Origin of the sequence: Alteromonas sp. CH_MED4-4, assembly GCF_037029575.1 — a bacterium.
Classification (GTDB): Bacteria; Pseudomonadota; Gammaproteobacteria; order Enterobacterales; family Alteromonadaceae; genus Alteromonas; species Alteromonas macleodii.
In genome coordinates this window covers 90,136-110,357 of sequence record NZ_JAYMEU010000014.1, presented here as the reverse complement: position 1 = coordinate 110,357, position 20,222 = coordinate 90,136, and the positions used below count along the sequence as shown (strand labels likewise).

Here is a 20,222-nt window from a genome sequence, read left to right as displayed (position 1 = left end):
ATACGCTTACATACGCAAATTGATATTGAACTTTAGCTCATTGAACTTTGGTATAAGTCATGTAGGGCAAGGCCTACAAGGGTGTGCAGACTATATGAAAAGCCATATAGCAGGTAGCGTAAGTCGCAGAAAAGCAGCCCGACTAAACGGGATTAAAGTGGGCAAATTAGACTAATTGATAAGGTGAGTTTTATTGCTAAAGCATTAGGGCTTGCGCAGCTTACTTAAAATACTGATCAAGTTACTTACATTGAATACCGTTCCAAAAATACTGCCCACGGAAATGGCATATAACAACCCCAAAGTTTCAGCAACAAGAAAAACCTTTCTAATAGTGTGCGTATTGCGGATAACCAAAGATCCCACTGTAAAAATAAGTGAAGACGCATAGGCAATGAAGATTATCCAGCTGTGCTCTAGCACAAACCACTCATAAGCGAGGAAGCCTAGATTCACCGCAACAAAGAAAAATAAAATGGCATTGCTTCTATGTTTAATGGCAATAAAGTTACGAACGCTGGCAAGCAGTGTTCCAATGCCTGCGGCCATGGCATCTAGCATAAAAAAATGCACGCTAAGTGCACTTAAGGCAAACGCAGAAATAAGCAAATACTTGTCTACGTTAGTTTGGCGATACCCAATAAAATTTAAAACAACGGCTATTGCGCCAAAGCCTTCTGCAACTATGTTCATTAATATAAGCTCATTAAAATTTAAGGTAGAAAGGCTGACAAAGGGCTTTGTATTCACTGGTATATTCGCCCTTTTGATCCCTAATTATCAGCTCATTTTTGATTGCATTTTTCGCTATTAAGCTCGGCCATTCCCGATGTGCAGTAACGTTTTTAAGATTATCACTTGCGCCCTCCATTACTTTTTTAAAGTGGAACGCGCAAAGATAAGGCGATTTGTTAGATGTATGCTTTACATAAAGAATATCTGCCAGCGATAGGCCATAACCTTCAGCCGTTTCGATAACCGAGGCTTCCATCGACGCTGGGTACACACAGTACATTTGCCCTTGTTCTATTAACAACTTGCTGCTTGCACTAAAAAGTTCATCTGAGCCCAATGCAGACGTTTGCCTTGCCACCGAGCGAGATTGGCTTTGCTTGCTGTACGCATTTGAAAGTGTAGCTGGCGTGTCAAAGTAAGGTGGATTAGAAATCACTAGGTCATACAAGTGGGTGGAGGTGTAGCCAGTTACATCACAGCAGTAAATAAACAGCTGTTTGGCCCATTTTGCATTTTTAAAGTTGGTAGCGGCCTGCGCTGCGGCTTGCTCATCTATTTCTATCGCGTCAATTCTGGCTGCGCCATTATCGAACGAGCTGATGTCAATTGAACTGCTTTGAACATTCTGCTCTTCACCGTTCGGATTGCAAAAGTGCGCTGCTTTTTGGGCCATCATCAACGCTAAAATGCCACTGCCGGTGCCGATATCCAAGATGCGTGGGGCATGGCTGAGGTTTGCGCGAAACTGTGCCCAACTTCCTAAAATCAGACTGTCGGTGTTCACTTTCATCGCGCATTTGTCCTGTGCTACGGTGAATTGTTTACAGCGGAACATAAGGAAGTCGTATTACCTAGTGCGTTAAAAGGCGCGCATTCTATATCAAGTCGGGTTGTGCTTCACGTTAAGGTTGTGACATTTACTGTGAGCGCTTATTTCCAGCGCTGCAGCGACATCATATTTCTGGCCACGTCAACGGCATGAACGGGTCGGTATTTCTTTAACGGGCCTTTCATTATGCTTTGCCATATGGGCGCCGTTTTCTGCGCTATATCTTCTAGCGTCCGCGACTCGTCGCGATTGCCTAACAATAACGAAGGGCGTACGGCAGAGGCATGGGGTAACTGAGGCATTCGCATAATCGCGTTTTCTAGCTCGCCTTTTACTCGTAAATAAAAGTTACTGCTTTTAGCATCAGCGCCTACCGATGATATCCATACAAAACTGTCCGCGCGCTGAGCTCGGGTCAGCTGTGCGGCAACATGAACATATTCAAAATCAACGCGGCGAAACGCTTGTTTCGATCCCGCCTTTTTAAGCGTGGTGCCCAGACAACAGTACACATGATTTACGCTAAAGTAGCCTTGATAGTCCTGTAGATTGTCGAAGTCGATAACTACAGGTTTTAGGCGATTGTGAGGGTCGTTAAACATACTGGAGGAGAGCGGTTTTCTGACTAAGCAGGTTACCTCATTGTACCGTCTATCCTGTAACAGCATATTTACAAGCGTTCGTCCCACTAAACCTGTCGCTCCTAGCACCATTGCGGATTTCATATGTCGCACCTTGTATCATAAATTGATATAACTACAATCAAACCTTCGACAGTCAAATATGCAGATAAAAATGAAAAAAGCCCTTTTAATTGGAGCCGCTATGCTCTCTACTGCTTTAAACGCTGAAACGCTCACTATTGAGCGTATTTTCTCTTCTCCTTCACTCGATGGCAACGCACCCCGTTCGTTAAAAGTATCACCTGACGGTCAACGGGTAACATTTCTTAAAGGTAAGCAAACAGACTACGAGCGCCTAGATCTATGGGAATACCATATTGAAAGTGGCCAAACTCGCATGCTTTTCGACTCAAACGACCTACAAAGCGGCGAAGAAGTGCTTTCTGATGAAGAGAAAGCGCGACGCGAGCGTATGCGTTTATCTGGCAGCGGTATTGTAAGCTACCAGTGGTCGGACGATGGTAAAGCATTACTTTTCCCATTAGGTGGCGATGTCTTTTATCACAAGCTGGGCGAAAAAGGGGCGAAGCAACTTTTAGATACTGACGCTTTTGAAACTGATATTAAATTATCACCAAAAGGTAACTACATTTCCTTCATTCGCGACCAGAACCTTTATGTAAAACACATTGAATCAGGTAAAGAAACGGCAATTACCAAAGAAGGTGGCGACAACATTAAATTTGGTATGGCCGAATTTGTGGCGCAAGAAGAAATGGGCCGTATGACCGGATACTGGTGGTCGCCAGATGAGACTAAAATTGCCTTTACCAAGGTTGATGAAAGCCCGGTAGATGTGATCACACGTTCTGAAATCTATGCTGACGACATCAAGCTTATCGAACAGAAATACCCGAAAGCGGGCACGCCAAACGTCTTGGTGGAACTTGCTATTCAAGACATCAACTCTGGCGATCGCACTTGGGTGGATTTAGGTGAAGATAACGACATTTATTTTGCTCGCGGTAAGTGGATGCCAAACAACACCACCTTCACCTACCAATGGCAGACACGGGATCAGCAAACGTTAGAGCTGCGAGCGTTCGACCTTAACAGCAAAAAAGAAAACGTGCTGCTTACAGAATCAAGCAACACGTGGGTAAACCTGCACAACGACCTTTACTTCCTAAAAGACAAAGGCCAATTTATTTGGGCGTCAGAGCGCGACGGTTTTAAACACCTTTACCTTTTCGACAATAAAGGCAAGCTTGTTAAGCAGTTAACCAAAGGAGACTGGGTTGTAGACAGTGTTGAAGCTATTGATACAGCGAACAACCGTTTGTACTTCTCTGGCCGCAAAGACACCCCACTAGAAAGCCATGTTTACAGCGTGCCTTTAGATGGCGGCGAGATTTCGCGTATCACTGAACTAGGCGCGTATCACAGCGCGGCATTTAGCAAAGATGCCTCTATCTTTATTGACCGTTTCTCAACCATTAACTCTCCTGCACAAGTTAGCCTAAATAGTGCTACCGGCGAGCGAATTACCTGGCTTGAAGAAAATAAAGTTGAAGAAGGCCACCCTCTGCACGCTTACATGGATAGCTGGACGGCACCTGAGTTTGGTGACATCACCACAAAGGATGGCGCAACCCTTAAATATCGAATTTACACGCCTGATAGTGCCAAGCAAAACCCTAAACAGAAGCACCCTGTTATTGTTTACCTTTACGGCGGCCCGCACGCACAGGTTGTAACAAACAGCTGGGCGGGTAACCGTGGCTTGCTATTCCAACACTGGGTTGATCAAGGCTATGTGGTATTTACGCTAGATAACCGCGGCTCTAACTATCGCGGTAAAGGCTTTGAAGATCCTATTTATAAAAAAATGGGCTTTATTGAAGTGGACGATCAGGTTGCAGGCGTAGAGTTCTTGCGTACGCTTGACTACGTTGACGCTGAGCGTATTGGTGTTCATGGCCACAGCTATGGCGGCTACATGACGCTGATGACCATGTTCAAAGCGGGCGATTACTTTGCAGCGGGCGTATCAGGTGCTCCGGTAACTGACTGGCGCTTATACGATACCCACTACACTGAACGCTACATGGGCAACCCAAATACAGATGATGATGCTTACACTGCGTCTTCAGTATTCCCTTACGCAAAAGATCTGAAGGGCGACCTTTTGATTTACCACGGCATGGCAGATGACAACGTGTTGTTTACCCATTCAACAATGCTCTACAAGCACCTTCAAGACTTGGCAATTCCATTTGAAACTATGGATTACCCGGGCAAGAAGCACAGCATCCGTGGTAAGCAAACGGGCATTCATTTATACAAAACTATTACTAACTTCTTTAACCGTAACTTGAAAGACTAATACGGTTAGAGCCTGGGGCCTGTTGATCTCTGTACATCTAAGCTCAACAAGCCCTAGAAAGCAGTAAAAAGCAAAAAGCGATGCTTATGAAGGCATCGCTTTTTTGTTTGGTCAGTTTAATTAACGCTTATTTTGTGCATGTTTGCGTTGTAGCGCTTTGTGCACTTGTAGGGTGATTAGACTTTCTTTACTTGCTACTTGCTACTTCAAAGCATCTATCAAGTATTACAAATGCAGAAACTAGCTAAACATCTGGGTTGCTAGGTTTTGCTGTACCGCCTGAGCAGACGATGCACTTAGTTCAATCTCAATAGGATCGGCTTTGCCCGACAGCCAAATTTTAAGCTCGGCGTCAGTATCAAAATGCCCTGCCGTCTCAACGATAAACTGCGTAATAGATTTATAAGGTATTGAATGATAGTTCACTTTGCGCCCGGTAAGGCCTTGCTTATCAATTAGAATTAGGCGCTTGTTCGTGAATACACTTAAATCGCGCACTAGCTTAAACGCAGTGGTAACAGTTTCGTTAGCAGCAAGTATAGGCGTAAGCTCTTCTTGAACATCTGAAGCGCTAGTCTCGCTTGCATTACCCATGATGGTATCAAATAAACCCATGACATTTCCTTTTAGGCAGAGGCAAGTTTAACTCGCCATTGAACTCTATGCGCCAGCGGCTTGGGTTTATCTAAAGCAAAGCCTTGACCGAAATCTACTTTAAGCTCTCGTAACACTTCAGCGGTCGCGTTATCGACCACAAACTCGGCTACGGTCTGTTTACCCATACTGTGCGCAATATTATTTATCGCTGTTACTGTAGCATGATCGATAGGATCGTGAACGATATTTCGCACAAAGGAGCCGTCAATCTTAACGTAATCAACATCAAGGTTTTTAAGATAAGTGAATGAAGACATACCTGCACCAAAGTCGTCTAGAGCAAAGCTGCACCCTAAATCACGTAACGTAGAAATAAAGTGTTTAGCAGCGCTCAAGTTTGTTACCGCTGTTGTTTCTGTAATCTCAAAACAAATTTTCTCAGCAGGTACAGAAGTACTTTGCATGCGCTTGGCAATGTTGTGCAGCGCCATTTCATCACCCAGTGTAATACCTGATAAATTAATTGCGACTTTGCCTACGTTATCGATGTGAGCAGGATTACTTTCAAGGGTTTTAAGGGTGTTATCTACCACCCACATATCCACTTTGTTCATTAAACCGTGACGCTCTGCCAACGGGATGAAAAGCCCCGGGCTTATAAGGCCACTGTCTTTTGCATTTAGACGAAGCAAAATCTCGTAATGCTGAAGTTGGGCGGCCTTTTCTTGGTTGGGCACGTTAAGCGGCATGATAGCTTGGCTATACAACTCAAACCCGTCGTTTTGTAATGCGTGATGCAAGGCATGTAACACCTGGTTTTCACTGTCATCAATGGCCATTTGCGAGTCATTATCATGAAACACAAAGTAACGGTTTCGACCCAAGTGTTTGGCTTTGTAACACGCGTTGTCAGCAGCTTTAATTAAGGCTTCTGCACTTTGTGTACTCTCGTTTATTTCGATAACGCCAATGCTTGCCCCCACAAAAAACAACTTGTCGTCATAAACAAAACGATAATTTGAAATCGCCAATAAAAGCTTGTCTAGGCGCTTGGTCACCTCATCCAAACTTTGATTGCGAAATATAATGCAGAACTCGTCTCCCCCTATTCGGGCAAGCAAGTCTTGCCCATTCACGTATTGCCTAAATATGATGGAGATTTCTTTTAGCAGCTTATCGCCCGCTGGATGACCACAGCTGTCGTTTACTAACTTGAATCGATCCATATCGATAAAGCACATCACGCTTTGCTTGTGGTAAGCGCGAGGCGAATTGATACTCGCCACTTTTTCAAAATCAATGTGGTTTAAAGCCTTGCTCTCGCCCTGCTGACCAGCCGCTTTATGCGTTTCATCAAGGATCGCTCGCAGTTTTTCATCAAATGCATAGCGATTAAACAGCCCGGTTAACTGGTCATGGTTAGCTTGAAAATACACTTCTTCCTGCAGCGCCAGCTCTTTGGTCACATCGCGAGCGATGCCTTCAACGGCAACCAGTAATCCTTGCTCGTCGACAATGGGCGTGTCTGAAAATTCAATCGCTAACGGCTCGCCGACCTTGCCTTGATAATGCACAATATAAGGCTCGGGCTTTTCGCCACGGGCAATGGTTTGGCGTATCTCAAATGTCTCGTCAGGTACTTGGCGAACGTACTTCGATTCGTTTGCACAGAAGTCTTCTGCGCTAAACCCTAAAATCTTTTCAATACCCGCGCTTACATACATAAAGTTGTGCTCGATGGTCTTGGTGTAAACAAAGTGGCGGTGCATGCCGTCAACTAAGCGGCGATACTTTTCTTCGCTACGCTTTAAATCGTGCTGGGCGCGAAAACGTTCGGTCACGTCCCTTACGGTTACCGCAATATTGTCACCGGCTTTTACCACCTGAACTTTTATCCATTGAGGCGCAATCTTATCGCTATGAATGGCAAGGTGAGCTTCATAAGGCACGCCAAGTTCAGCAACGTTTTTGGCGTTTTTAAATTCACTGCTTAAACCTAAATAACGCGTTTGCTCGGCTAAGTTCATAGACCGCAATACATCGCATGCACCGCGAAATAGATAGCGACTGTATGAGTTTGCTTCTACTAGAGAAAAGTCATCATCTGTTGGCTGATAAATAAGAAGCGCATCAAGGGAGGCTTCGCTAGCGGTGAGGTAACGCTGCTGACTCAAAGACAAATTAACCGCGCCTTTAAGCTGCTTGTGCAGCACATAGCTAACTAGCGCTGACATCAACAGTCCAATTATAATAATTAACAAGCCTGAGTTATATGGGCTTAGCTGAGACTGCATGGAAAGGTAAAAATCGCGTTCTAAAAAACTGAACGGCAAAAGCGACACAATGGTGCCATCGTTGACTAACTCACCGCTTTGAAAAAGCGTTGCACTGTCGGCGTTAAGCTGAAAGTTAAACTGTGGGCCTACTAACTCGCCTAACATCACGGTTAATATGGTTTGTACGTCGAACCCCGCCACCAGAAATCCATGCTCAGGCTCTTGAGGGCTTATGGCCCTGCCCACAACGATAAAGTGATGTTGAGCAGCATCTGAATACAAAAGCGTGCTTTCCAAATTCTCGGACAATCGCGATATGTTTAAGCCCAACGCGTCCATAGGATGGCCAATGAGGCTGTTGTCTATACGGGTTTTAATACCGGAAGATGGCGTTGCCACCCACGCTATCTCACCGTTAGCATCGACAAATACCAGCGATGAAAAGCCTCGCTGCATGCCCATCAATGACAGGGCTTGCGCATTAAACCAGTCTACTTGGTTTGGTTCAAAGGTGGGCCAGTTTCGCATTAGGTTGTGCAGCGCTTGAATACGTTCGCTTGAGAATACTTCAAGACTAATTTTTACCTGCTCGGCAACCGACTGCGCTTTAGAAATACGTGCTGCGCGTTCATCGTTTTGAATAAAAACACCAGCAGAAACAAATAAAAAGGTGAGAAAAAGAAACAAAACCGTAGGTAAGGCGTAAATACGATGGTTGTGTTTGCTTAACATGTGCCTGTCTCCGGTAACTAGCGCCGGTATACTAAAGTAGAATTATTAAATAAATATGAATTGTCTTATGTGGTATAGGCTCTGGCGTTATCTAATAGTATCTGGCACTGTAAGGCTTCCGATTTTCTTTTAGTGCGTAAAGGCCCTTGTCGGCGCTACCCCATAAAAAAACCAAAATGAAAAGAGCGTTACTTAATGAGTATTTCCCCAAATTTCGAAGACATTAAACAAGCCTATGAACGTATAAAAGGCGACGTAAAGAAAACGCCAATTGTTGAATCTTCGTTGCTCAACAAATGGATGGGCAACCGCATTCTGTTTAAAGCGGAGTGCTTACAGACCATCGGGGCATTCAAAATTCGCGGCGCTATGAATTTTTTAGCCCGCTTGAAAGAGGAAGGTCGTTTACCGAAGCATGTGGTCGCCAATAGCTCTGGAAATCATGCTCAGGCAGTAGCCTATGCAGCGTCTCACTTTGGTATTAAAGCCACTATTTTTGCGAGCGAGACCATTTCGCCGATTAAAGCTGCTGCTACGCAAAGCTATGGTGCTGAATTAAAACTATTTCCTACCCGTCCAGAAGCAGATGCGGCTGTCGAGCAAGCGTCAAAAGCACCAGACACGGTCTGGATACCGCCGTTTAACCACAAAGACATTGTGGCAGGACAAGGCACGGCAACGTTAGAAGCGCTTAACGAAATTGGTGAGGTCGATGCTGTCTTTGCGCCCTGCGGAGGCGGAGGGTTATTGTCGGGCTCATTGCTGGCAACTCGCGCACTACAGCCAAATGCATTGGTCATTGGCGCTGAGCCTGCCGAGGCGAATGATGCCTCTATGTCGTTGCAAGCTGGTGAGATCATTGCCTTAGACTATGCACCAAATACCTTAGCAGACGGCGCTGCCACGCCTTCTGTTGGCGATGTTACGTTCCCTATATTGCAAGAAATAGATGATTTCTATGAAGTGGACGAGCTGCAAATTGCTTATTGGACCCAATGGCTACATCATTTACTAAAGCTTCATATTGAGCCCACGTGCGCGATGACCATGGCTGCAGTAGCGGCTTGGGCTGCCAACACCCCGCCTGGGCAAACCGCTCTTGTTATATTAAGTGGTGGCAACATAAGTCAGGCGAGTATGGCTAAGATTTGGGAGAGAGATTTTTTGCTGCAGCCTCCCATTCTTGACCTTGATGACGAAGACGAATTTGAAGACACCGAGCGTGTCGAGGCATAGCGTTGCGTTAGTGCGTAGCTATTGAAACTCGAGCAGCTCGGTATAAAAACTATAAAAACAAAGAATAAAACAGAAATAAAAAAGGCAGAAACTCACTATGAACTCTACATTGTCGGCCCTGACATTTAAAAAGCACTCGCTTTCAAAGTTACTAACCGCAACCTTTATAACGGCGGCAACGTTAGGCGCTATAACCACCACGCTTACGGTAGATGCTGCAACGCTTGTTGAGAACGTAAAAGGCTATACGTTAAATGAAAGTGGCAAACTCATTACGTTTAAAAACCTTGTCATTGATGAAGGCAAAGTGGTTGCATTAGATATCGACAAAGGCACCACGCCTGTCGACAGCACTATTGATGGCAAAGGCAAAGTTATGCTACCCGGGCTTATCGACGCTCACGGGCATTTACTAGGCTTAGGCGCAAACTTGTTGGAAGTCGATTTGCGAGAAAGTAGCAGTGCACAAGACGCGGCCAAGACAGTTGCCGAATACGCATTTGCGAATGGACAACAAGCTTGGATTACCGGGCGCGGTTGGAACCAGGAATTATGGTCTGACAGAGCGTTTCCAACAGCGGCTGATCTAGATAAAGTCATTTCTGACCGACCTGTTGCACTAGCTCGCGTAGACAGCCACGCTACCTGGGTGAACAGTAAAGCGATGGAAATTGCGGGTATAACTAAAGACACCCCATCGCCTGCAGGTGGCGAAATCATTAAAGACGCTGACGGTAATCCTACCGGTGTTTTCATTGATAATGCATCGCAATTAATAGAAGCGCACTTGCCTAAAGCAAGCAACGCTATTTACGAGCAGCAATTACATGCAGCAGGTGAGCACTTACTAGCAAATGGTGTTACGTCAATGCACGATGCTGGCATAGACAGAGACGTTTACGATTTCTATTTAAAAGAAGCGGTAGAAGGTGACTTGCCTGTGCGTATTTATGCCATGGTGAGTGCGACAGACCCTGACCTCAGCACCATGTTAGGCAATGGCGCTATCCGCGATAAAGACGACTTTTTATATATTCGTTCAGTTAAAGCTTATGGCGATGGCGCACTAGGTAGCCGAGGCGCAGCATTGCTTGAACCTTATTCAGATGCGCCGCATCAACATGGATTGCTGTTAACTCAACCAGAAGATATGACCCAACTGTTTACTACGGTAATTGGTGCGGGCTTCCAGCTTAACTACCATGCCATTGGTGATAAGGCTAACCATGTTGCACTGAACGAGTTTGAAACCACGTTTAAGAGTATTGGCGGCAGCGAACTGCGCAACCGCATTGAGCATGCACAAGTGATTGCGCCTGACGACCTAGCCCGCTTTGCTTCGCTGAAGGTCTTACCTTCCATGCAGCCTACTCACGCCACCAGCGATAAGAACATGGCGGAAGATCGCCTTGGCAAAGATCGTATGAAAGGCGCTTACGCGTGGAAAACGCTACTCGATTCGGGCATTGCACTGCCCTTAGGCTCTGATTTCCCTGTAGAGCTTGCTAACCCCTTTTACGGGCTTCACGCTGCGGTTACGCGACAAGACAGAAACAATCAACCCGTAAAAGGTTGGTATGCCCACGAAGCGTTAACCATTGAACAAGCCTTTAAAGGGTTTACTTTAGATGCAGCCTACGCAGGGCACATGGAAGATACCTTAGGCACACTAACGCCAGGAAAATGGGCAGACTTTATCTTGGTCGACCAAGATATTTTTACCATTGATGCCAAAGACATTTGGAAAACCGAAGTACACGCAACTTATGTGGCGGGAGAAGAAGTTTTTTCTAAATGAGTAGCGAAAACAAAAGCCTGTTAACCAAAGGGATTGGCGGCATTGGCGCTGCCCTTTTGGTGTTAAATGGCCTTATTGGAGCGGGTATTTTTGCTCTGCCCGCTAAAATGGCCGCTGAGCTCGGCGCTTTCAGCCCTTACATCTTTTTGATTTTTGGCGCGCTAATGCTGGCCATTGTGTGGTGTTTTGGGCAGCTAGCGGCGCTGTACCAAGAAACCGGCGGACCTGTGGTGTACGCCCAGAAAGGCTTCGGCGACGCAGCGGCGTTTCAAACGGGCTTTATTTACTATTTAGCTCGCGCAACCGCGATTGCAGCCAACATGCACGTGTTATTGCTATACGCCGGCTATGTGTGGCCCGAACTAAATGCGGGAATAGGCAAATCATTCGCTATTATCGCGCTTACCACAGCACTAATCGTAGTGAATATTGTCGGCCTTAAGGCCGCCATGCGTTCACTTGATACTATCTCGGTGCTAAAACTGCTGCCTTTCGTGGCGCTTATTGCGGTTGGTTACTGGCAGCTCGATTTTTCTACTGCGCTAACACGTTCTTCGGAATCCGTTGTACCTGCGTTTGACACCATTTCTGCCGGCGCCCTACTTACGCTTTACGCCTTTATTGGTTTTGAAACGGTAGTGGTCACGAGCGGCGAGACCAGTTCACCAAAAAAGACCATACCTCGGGCTTTAATGCTTACAGTTTCAGGTATCGCCATATTTTACTTTTGCGTGCAGTGGCTTTATTGGCACACTGTAGGGCCTGCAAAGCCGGATAGCGCACCACTTATTGCACTCGCCAATATGATATTTGGCGAAACTGGGGCGCTTATTATGACGCTAACCGCCGTAGTGTCTGTTGCCGGTAACTTGTTAGCGAATATGATATCTACGTCTCGACTTACGTTCTCTATGGCGCAGCAGTCACTTATTCCAGGTAAACTGGGACAGAAGTTAGGTGAGATTCACACATCCTTTGCTACCCCAGCAGTTTCCATATCAATACTGGGAATATTTGCCGGTACTATGGCGCTGAGCGGCAGCTTTGTGTGGTTAGCTATTTCAAGCGTGCTTGCACGGCTTGTGGTTTACGCCGTGTGTGTAGTGGTGTTGATGAAAGCATAGCGGGCTTCATTGCAGAGGGCACCTTTACAGGAAACTTCCTTGCAGAGCGCTTATTCACAAAGCGGCATGCAGCAAGATACTTCTAAGAAAGACGCTTATTTTAACGGCTCTGCAGGCGCATTTGCCAGCCCTGTAAACCTGTTTCGACGTCTGATACCCTTTGTCGCACTAGCGGTTTGCGCATGGTCTATTGCACAGTCGTCAACCAACGCGTGGCTATTTTTACTGGGTGAATTAGTGGTTGGCGCACTGCTTTACTTTTTTTATTTCGCTCCAAGCAACAAAGAATCAAAAGGTTAAACCGTGGAAATTCAAGTTATACCCGTTACGCCCTTTGCCCAAAACTGTTCATTAATTTGGGATTCATCCACTAACAAAGGCACGTTTGTCGACCCAGGCGGCGACGTTGAAAAGTTGATTGAAGCTGCATCGAATAAAGGCGTGAGTATAGAGAAAATTATACTCACTCATGGGCACTTAGATCATGTGGGCGGCACTGTCGCCATTGCTGAACATTACGGTGTACCTATTGTTGGGCCGCATATTGGCGATAAATTCTGGCTAGATGCACTTATGCAGCAAAGCCAGATGTTTGGCTTTCCACCCGCCCAGCCTTTTGCTCCCAACGAGTGGTTAAACGACAACGATACCATTTCAGTGGGCAATTTAACGCTAGAAGTGCTGCATTGCCCGGGTCATACACCTGGTCATGTGGTGCTGGTAGAACGCTCAAGTAATCGCGTTATTGTGGGTGATGTAATTTTCGCAGGCTCTATTGGCAGAACTGATTTCCCACAAGGTAATCATCAGCAATTAATCGACTCGATTAAACAGAAAATTATGGTGCTGCCGGATAATATGACGATTTACCCGGGTCATGGGCCAACCACTACGGTTGCAACCGAAAAGGCTACGAACCCTTATGTATCTGGCAGGTTCGGTTAGCCTAATTAAAAATAAAAAGGCGAGGTACGTTTAATTGCTATTAACGCCCTCGCCTTCCTGCTAATTAACACCCGCTACATACAAGCATGAAGCGATAAGTAACAGACCTTACAAACAATGCTTATTCGTAAGCGCCGCTTGCATAATGCAACTCATAGCTGTGGCTATAAATTTCAAGGATGTTGCCAAACGGGTCTTCCATGTAAATCATGCGGTAAGGCTTTTCACCCGGATAGTAATAACGCGGCGCCTTCATTCGCTTTTTACCACCAGCAGCGACAATCTTCTCAGCCAAGCCTTCTACATCTGGGTCTTGAACACAGAAATGGAAGATACCGGTTTTCCAATATTCAAAGTTGTTTTCTGGGTTCTCTTGGTTGCTGAACTCAAAAATTTCAACGCCGACACGATCACCTGTTGAAAGGTGCGCAATGCGAAATTTCCCCCAACCTGGACCAAATACATCGGTACACATTTCGCCAATCGCCGAGTCATCTTCAACAATCTCGGTTGGCTTCATGATGAGGTACCAACCAAGTACTTCGGTATAAAATTTCACGGCAGCTTCTAAGTCAGGTACTGAAATTCCAATATGAGAAAACGTACGTGGATACGGTGTTTTTACTGCTTCAGTCATCACTTACTCCTATGTAGTGCAAGTTATCGAAATGGCTTAAGCGGCCGCCTCGTCAAGAAGGCCAACTCGAACACCGCTTAAGTGAATGTGCATACATAGTAGCTAGACAAAGATGAAACATGAAATTATGATATTTTCTAAATTTAATAAATTTAAATTATACCCGAATGATAAATCCTACTTGGCTAGACACCTTCATCACGTTAGTAGAAACGGGGAACTTTACGCGCACCGCAGAGCAACGGTTTATGACGCAGCCGGGCGTAAGTCAGCACCTTAAGAAACTGGAAGAGGCATGTCAGTGTGAACTAGTCATCCGTTTAGGCAAGGGGATTCAGCTAACTGAACAGGGCCAGCGTGTGTACCACTATGCCAAGGAGCAGCAGGAAAAAGAGCAAGATTTTATTGCCAGCTTAAAGTTTGACGCCCCTTTTGAAGGTAAGTGTGTAGTGGCCTGCTCAGGCGCGATTGCTCAGCGTATTTATCCTGCTCTGCTGGCACTGCAAAAACAGCATAGCGCGCTTAATATTCACGTGGAAGTCGCACCTCGTCGTACTATTTTGTCAGGCATTGCGAACAATACGCTGGAGCTTGGCATTGTGACAAACCAGCCAGAGAGCGAAGATATACATAGTGAGTATTTAGGCGAAGAAGCATTGGGGCTTATTCTACCGCGTAGCCTACCTGACGCGCTTGCTGCGCAGATTCCTGAGTTATCTGAAAACGCACAGGGTTTTATTTCGGGTTCGGGTTCGGGTTCGGGTTCGGGTTCGGGTTCGGGTTCGGGTTCGGTAGCAAAAGTAGCAAGCGTATCTGGAAAAGCAAAGAGTAAAACTGATGATGGTAGAATAATAGAAGCCGTCATCAAGCATCTAGGGCTTATTAATCACCCTGATGCCATGCACTACTTACAGCGCTATTTTAACGATTGCGGAGAAGCTGAGTTAGCCAACATTAATCCGAATAAGCTGCCTCATACTGGCTACATCAACCAACTTTCGCAAATTCTGCTGCCGGTAAGCGAAGGGTTAGGATACACTGTGCTGCCCACCAGCACACTAGACTTTGTGTCTTTTGCCGACAAACTTACTGTCTACAAAGCAAAAGATGAAGTAACCGAGCCCCTATACAGTGTTCAAACACCCCACAGCGCTCTACCCGCCCGCTACCAAGTAGTAAAACAAGCCATCACGCAAGTATTGGGTTAAAAATGGGGTCAGAGTACATTATCGAGCTAGCTAACCTGAATATTAGGGTCAGAGTACATTATTACGCTGGGTTACTAACTCAGCACCGAGCTTTTTGAGAGTGGAGCAATTAAAGTTACTCCGACCCCATAGTTCGAGTTATGGGGTCAGAGTACATTATTACGCTGGGTTACTAACTCAGCGCCGAGCTTTTTGAGAGCGGGGCCATTTAAGTTACTCTGACCCCATAGTTCGTGATTAGTCGTGAAGCGATGGATCTGGTGCAACCATTTCGGCTTCTTTTTTGTGTTCAGGGACATCCACTTTACCCGAGGCTATGACTTCGCCTTCCTGCCATAGCTTCCACTCACCCCGTTCGTAGATATCCCACTGTTCATCGTTTGTTAGCGGTTCAGTAGCAATAATGCTCACTACATCTTTTGGCGTGGTTTCAGCTGCAAAATCAATTTCCACCTCTACATCACTCAAACAAGCGGGGCCAAAAGGTGCTCTGCGGGTAATGCTAGCTAACTTTGTACTACAGAACGTAAATAACCAGTCGCCATTGCTCAGCAAGCAATTGAATACACCTTGCTGAGCGTACTCCTTTGCAAGTGAAACTAACGTTTCAGCTAACTGCTCAGGCATAGCGTCTCGAGGGAGGTTTTGCCTAACGTTATTCATAATATCGCAGAAAAGCTCTTCGCTATCGGTATCCCCAACTGCTTCGTAAACACCCGTACGGCGCGAGAAATTAGGGAGTTGTCCGTTGTGCGCAAACACCCAGTATCGCCCCCACAGTTCGCGAGTAAAGGGGTGCGTGTTAGCTAAGTTAATGTTACCCACATTAGCCTGACGAATATGGCAAATCGCATTCTTGCTTTTTATGGGCAACTTCGAAACAAAGTCTGCGATGGGTGATGTGGCGCAAGGCTCGGGATCGTGAAACATACGCACACCCTTCCCTTCATAAAAAGCAACGCCCCAGCCGTCTTTATGCGGCCCTGTTTCACCACCGCGGCGAGTCAGCCCGGTAAAACTAAAACATAGGTCAGTAGGAGTGTTCGCACTCATGCCTAAAAGTTCACACACAACGTTTGTCACCTATAGCAGTTATTTCATTAAGTATGTCGAGAATACGCAAGCACTCGAGCCGAATCAATTCGACATTGGTCCGTAATAAAGGAGAAGCGGCAGACTTTACAACTCATTCACCTTTTTAAAGCCAATGACCTTCATACCACTTTATTTTAATTTAATTACGTAAAAACGTCCGTTTTATGTTTACCTCCCCTTTCATTTACAATAAATAATAATGATAATCAATTACAAACAAACTATTCTTTCATATATATGATGCGCTACCACTCTTTCTCGATTTATTCGCTTTTCGTCATTGTTATGTGTTCGGTGTTATTACCTTACACTTCTTTTGCTAACGAGGTTTCGCCTTCAACTCATATCGCTAATTCTGGGAACAACAAGGTAAATCAAACCTTTAAGCATTTATTAAGCGAACATCAAATCGTGGCAATTGGTGATATACACGGCTCCGCAGCACCGACAGAGCTCTTAATCAACGCTCTGTCTGATCGTGATATCTTTGAGAGTGTCGACGTTATTGTGACTGAGTTCGGTAATAGCCATTACCAGCCCGAGTTGGATGATTATCTGCTTAACCCCAATACAAAGGTTTCACTGCAAGAGTTAGAGCCTTTGTGGCAGGACAGTATTTATTTCATGGCGTGGCAATATAAGCATTACCGACATTTTGTGCAGAAACTAAGGTTACTCAATGCATCGTCAAACCATAAAGTGCGCATAGCTCTAGCTGAACCAGAGTTTAAATGGGAAGGATTGAGCAAAGAGCAATGGCAGTCTCTCACCAAAACACGCATTGTTAACTATGAAAAAACTGTGAAGCAGATAGCTGAACAAAACGATAAAGCGATTCTTCTGTTTGGCGCAATGCATACATTAAAGCAGCCTGTATCGTTAAAGCGGGGAGAAGCGCTCAATGAGTTTGTGCCCTTTATTTTTAAACTTAAGGACCTAAATATTGCGACAGTATGGACCCACTTTTCCACATCGACAATACCCGATATTTCTACTCCTACGCTTGTTTTGCTTAACGAAAAGAGTGAATTGAACTCCCCTTTATCCAGCATTTCAGCACGATTTGCAGACGGCACGAATCAAAAGCTTTCAGACGTTGCTGACGCATACTATTACCCGGGTCCTTTGAACCGTCATGCGCCAGTACCTTCACATATTAAACAAAACAGCCAATGGCACCACGAAATGAATCGGCGCGCCGCAATAGTTGACGAACGAGTCTCAGCACAAATCGCTAAGCAATTAGCTGAATGGCAAGCCGAAACCGACTAGCATTTTGAGATCATGGGGTCAGAGTACTTTTTTAGTAATGTACTCTGACCCCATTTATTCGGCGTGTTGTTGGGGCTGACAAATCCCACGCAATGCTGACGGGTCGTCGACACTGAGATAAAGTGTGTCCATCGGCTCAATAAAAGTCGCTAAACCCGAGTAATACTTTTGTTCTGACACAAAGGTAAGCTTAACGTTTGCGTTGCCTCTACCGAAATGGAACTGTTCTTTTGTTGAAGCAGCCGTCCAACTGCCTGTTTCTACTTGTTTAATATTGGAAAGTGGAATAACAGTCATTCCCCACCACGAATTATTCACCATAAGCTTATCTTTTATAAGGTAAACAGAGTAATGCTTGCTGACTCTGTAGTTAGCAATAAACATCACTATGAGGTAAAAAACCAAGGTTGCCACCACAATGGCAACCGTTTCACTCCAAAGTGCTATGGCGAGATAACTTGCATACGTCGCAACTACAAGCGCTACACAAACCAGTGACACATGCCACCACTGTGCGGACCATAAATGCAGATTGGCTATGGCGGGAACATGGTTTTTACTAAAACGAGGTATGGCGTAGTACCAACTGGCGGGCTCATGAGCAAACATAAGTGCCAACTCTAACTTCTTTGCTTCTTTCGACCCTTTTTCATAAATGTTATCGCCTTCATATTGTTCCAGCATGTGAATTCGCGGATCGCCAGAGAGCTTTCGAGCCCCCCACAACGCTTTAACTATCGTTACCAGAAGGAGAATTTCTATCACCATCAATACGGCAATAATCGGATATTTAAGATAGGTAATGAATTCAAAGTAATAGGCTAACTGCTCTGGATAGTTATAGCGTCCGACCAAACTACTTAAAGAAAGAACTAACAATAATTTCCACAGCGCCTGTTTGCCAATTCGAATGATCCAGAAATAGTAAAGTACAGGCAAAAAGACAAAATATGCCAACGTGACCAGCAAGGTATTACGCCACTGTGTATTAGCCCAAATACTTTCAAAGGAGAAGGTTATGTCAGGAAGGGTTTCAGGTAAAAATAATGTGCCCACATAAAAGCAAGCAGCAGCAACTATTAGAAAAGCTATTCGGTATTTAACGGGTTTGCGCATAATTCATCCCTGATGCGTTAAACAAGCTGGCTGAATGCCGAACCAGCGTTACACCTACCATACTGAAAATGCGCTGAAACCAAAAGCGTAAATCGTAAAACTAATGGGGTCAGAGTACATTACTTAGAAATGTATTCCGACCCCATTAATTTAATGTACTCTGACCCCATTTTTTAAGCGGCTTTCACTTTGGGAGAGTCTTCGTGCTCAGTAGCGCTGCTTTGAGTATCGCTTTTTGTGTTGCGTGACTCGTCGGTAGTTTGGCTATCTCGTACGTTCTTCTGCACCGTAATAGCGGCAAAGAGGCTTAGAGTGAAGGCCATGCCGAAGAAGCCTTTTTCACTTAATAAAAGCTCAGCATTTAATAAGCCAACCACTAACAATATGATGGCTGATGCAGTAGCTACAGCTGATGCAAGGAAATACGCTTTGGTAGTTGGCACACCTTCCATTTTATCGCGTACCGTTTTTTGTAAGCTCACTACAGAAAACAAGCCGAATAACATAATAGTGAAGTAATAACCTTTTTCATTAAGCGCCATTGGGGCATTGTAAAGGCCGATAAAATAAGCGCCTACACCCACAATTAGGGCTGCCAGTGATGCTATTCGAAACGCTTTCGTTGGTTTATTCTGAGTCTGCATTGTTAAATTCCTCGATAATAGTTGTCTCACCGTTGCTCGCAAAAATAACTGCCTTTTCCGATAAATCGTATTTCTGCATGTAACGAGCAAGGCTTCCAAATGTAGTTGTTTCCACCTTACGACCGTGATCGGACAGCGTCACTCCGTCGCTGAACATACTCGCCAAGCCTAGTTTGGCGCGGCTCATGTTTACTTTTTGCGGCGTAAAATATGCCTTTGCATTAGCTTTTAGCTGGGCTATATCTGTGGTGGAGTACACCGCAGCATTCAGTACATCTAGTGTGTACTCGGTACAGTTTTGTCGTTCACTATTGAATGGGTTAGCAACTACTGAATAGCGTGGGTTATGCAACAATTTTGCTCTATCTTTGCTGTACATGCTTATAAGCGCTTGCTGCACGGCAACCGATGGGATAATGAGGCCTGCTTCGAGCGCATAAGCACTCCAGAAAAAATCTACCGGATAATCTGTAACTAAATGACTCACGTCTTGTTCATCAGCATCTTGATACAAATTATGGATTGCATAGCCTTTGGCTGTCTCACCATTATCTAGCTGAATGCTTGAATAGATAGCAATAGCAGTGTGCGTGAAGCGAATACCCTCCGGCATGTCTTCAATCGGTCTGCCTCGCCTTGCAATAATGAAGGCACGAGCTCCTTGGCTTGCCGCATACTTTTCTACTTCTTTAGAAAAAATGGCAATGGCTTCTGGTGAAAACGAAGGTTTTCCGTGCTGCTGACTACCTGCCAAAGCGTGATTAGCGTTAGCAGTAAGTAGTACCAAAGCCACAGCTATTGAATACAAAAATGTTTTCATACTCTTCCCTGCTTAAATTCTCTCGACTTGCACTGAATAAGAGCCACCTAAAGCGCTAGATGCACAACACTTCGCTGTAGCAGTTTTTTAACAAGCTACAGCTACTTTTTTAGCTTCCAGTCGCGCTTCAAAGTTCGAGCAATTAATTT

General features: G+C 45.2%; 18 protein-coding genes. 8 read left to right on the top strand and 10 right to left on the bottom strand.

Annotation, left to right across the window (positions count from 1 at the left end):
• Window positions 1–204: 204 nt before the first annotated feature.
• From WA381_RS11655 to WA381_RS11645, 3 genes are all read right to left on the bottom strand, one after another.
• Window positions 205–693: a YgjV family protein gene (locus tag WA381_RS11655; protein WP_014977436.1), complete on the bottom strand. Its 489-nt coding sequence runs from the start codon at window positions 691–693 to the stop codon at window positions 205–207.
• 13 nt (window positions 694–706) lie between these two features.
• Window positions 707–1,525, bottom strand: a complete 819-nt coding sequence (locus WA381_RS11650; RefSeq protein ID WP_014977437.1) for a tRNA1(Val) (adenine(37)-N6)-methyltransferase — start codon at window positions 1,523–1,525, stop codon at window positions 707–709.
• Window positions 1,526–1,665: 140 nt separating this feature from the next.
• Complete coding sequence (locus WA381_RS11645; protein ID WP_014950755.1) at window positions 1,666–2,289, bottom strand: NAD(P)H-binding protein; 624 nt, start codon at window positions 2,287–2,289, stop codon at window positions 1,666–1,668.
• Between the two features lie 70 nt (window positions 2,290–2,359).
• Between WA381_RS11645 and WA381_RS11640 the strand changes: the two genes are divergently transcribed.
• Window positions 2,360–4,573, top strand: coding sequence for a S9 family peptidase (locus WA381_RS11640; protein ID WP_014977438.1), 2,214 nt, complete (start codon window positions 2,360–2,362; stop codon window positions 4,571–4,573).
• A 240-nt stretch (window positions 4,574–4,813) separates the two neighbouring features.
• On the opposite strand, the gene WA381_RS11635 is transcribed toward WA381_RS11640, so the two are convergent.
• The gene (locus WA381_RS11635) at window positions 4,814–5,188 is read right to left on the bottom strand and encodes a PH domain-containing protein (RefSeq protein ID WP_014977439.1); all 375 of its coding nucleotides are present in this window, start codon (window positions 5,186–5,188) and stop codon (window positions 4,814–4,816) included.
• An 11-nt stretch (window positions 5,189–5,199) separates the two neighbouring features.
• Window positions 5,200–8,178 (bottom strand): putative bifunctional diguanylate cyclase/phosphodiesterase, encoded by a 2,979-nt coding sequence (locus WA381_RS11630; RefSeq protein ID WP_014977440.1) that lies wholly within the window; start codon window positions 8,176–8,178, stop codon window positions 5,200–5,202.
• A 195-nt stretch (window positions 8,179–8,373) separates the two neighbouring features.
• Between WA381_RS11630 and WA381_RS11625 the strand changes: the two genes are divergently transcribed.
• The 5 genes from WA381_RS11625 to WA381_RS11605 all read left to right on the top strand — a co-directional run bounded on the left by WA381_RS11625 (window position 8,374) and on the right by WA381_RS11605 (window position 13,281).
• The gene (locus WA381_RS11625) at window positions 8,374–9,414 is read left to right on the top strand and encodes a serine/threonine dehydratase (RefSeq protein WP_014977441.1); all 1,041 of its coding nucleotides are present in this window, start codon (window positions 8,374–8,376) and stop codon (window positions 9,412–9,414) included.
• 97 nt (window positions 9,415–9,511) lie between these two features.
• Window positions 9,512–11,212 carry an amidohydrolase gene (locus WA381_RS11620; RefSeq protein ID WP_014977442.1) on the top strand — a complete coding sequence of 567 codons (1,701 nt, stop codon included), beginning with the start codon at window positions 9,512–9,514 and terminating at the stop codon, window positions 11,210–11,212.
• A complete protein-coding gene (locus WA381_RS11615) occupies window positions 11,209–12,336 on the top strand; it encodes an APC family permease (protein ID WP_231506572.1) in 1,128 nt (375 codons plus the stop codon). Before WA381_RS11620 ends, WA381_RS11615 begins: the two co-directional genes overlap by 4 nt.
• A gap of 39 nt (window positions 12,337–12,375) precedes the next feature.
• Window positions 12,376–12,636, top strand: coding sequence for a hypothetical protein (locus tag WA381_RS11610; protein ID WP_231506573.1), 261 nt, complete (start codon window positions 12,376–12,378; stop codon window positions 12,634–12,636).
• A gap of 3 nt (window positions 12,637–12,639) precedes the next feature.
• The gene (locus WA381_RS11605; protein WP_014977444.1) at window positions 12,640–13,281 is read left to right on the top strand and encodes an MBL fold metallo-hydrolase; all 642 of its coding nucleotides are present in this window, start codon (window positions 12,640–12,642) and stop codon (window positions 13,279–13,281) included.
• A gap of 121 nt (window positions 13,282–13,402) precedes the next feature.
• On the opposite strand, the gene WA381_RS11600 is transcribed toward WA381_RS11605, so the two are convergent.
• Window positions 13,403–13,918, bottom strand: a complete 516-nt coding sequence (locus WA381_RS11600) for a lactoylglutathione lyase family protein (protein ID WP_014950763.1) — start codon at window positions 13,916–13,918, stop codon at window positions 13,403–13,405.
• 167 nt (window positions 13,919–14,085) lie between these two features.
• Between WA381_RS11600 and WA381_RS11595 the strand changes: the two genes are divergently transcribed.
• The gene (locus WA381_RS11595; RefSeq protein ID WP_156086948.1) at window positions 14,086–15,126 is read left to right on the top strand and encodes a LysR family transcriptional regulator; all 1,041 of its coding nucleotides are present in this window, start codon (window positions 14,086–14,088) and stop codon (window positions 15,124–15,126) included.
• Window positions 15,127–15,363: 237 nt separating this feature from the next.
• On the opposite strand, the gene WA381_RS11590 is transcribed toward WA381_RS11595, so the two are convergent.
• Entirely contained in the window at window positions 15,364–16,197 is an 834-nt protein-coding gene (locus WA381_RS11590; RefSeq protein WP_069944984.1) for a class II glutamine amidotransferase, read from the bottom strand.
• Window positions 16,198–16,632: 435 nt separating this feature from the next.
• On the opposite strand from WA381_RS11590, the gene WA381_RS11585 reads away from it, so the two are divergent.
• Complete coding sequence (locus tag WA381_RS11585) at window positions 16,633–17,493, top strand: hypothetical protein (protein ID WP_231506574.1); 861 nt, start codon at window positions 16,633–16,635, stop codon at window positions 17,491–17,493.
• 54 nt (window positions 17,494–17,547) lie between these two features.
• Here WA381_RS11585 and WA381_RS11580 read toward each other — a convergent pair whose 3' ends face one another.
• From WA381_RS11580 to WA381_RS11570, 3 genes are all read right to left on the bottom strand, one after another.
• The gene (locus WA381_RS11580; protein WP_156086949.1) at window positions 17,548–18,609 is read right to left on the bottom strand and encodes a hypothetical protein; all 1,062 of its coding nucleotides are present in this window, start codon (window positions 18,607–18,609) and stop codon (window positions 17,548–17,550) included.
• Between the two features lie 173 nt (window positions 18,610–18,782).
• On the bottom strand, window positions 18,783–19,253 hold the full coding sequence (gene yiaA / locus WA381_RS11575) for an inner membrane protein YiaA (RefSeq protein ID WP_156086950.1): 471 nt from the start codon (window positions 19,251–19,253) through the stop codon (window positions 18,783–18,785).
• On the bottom strand, window positions 19,237–20,073 hold the full coding sequence (locus WA381_RS11570; RefSeq protein WP_156086951.1) for a DUF2145 domain-containing protein: 837 nt from the start codon (window positions 20,071–20,073) through the stop codon (window positions 19,237–19,239). The genes yiaA and WA381_RS11570 overlap by 17 nt, the downstream gene beginning before the upstream one ends.
• Between the last annotated feature and the right edge of the window lie 149 nt (window positions 20,074–20,222).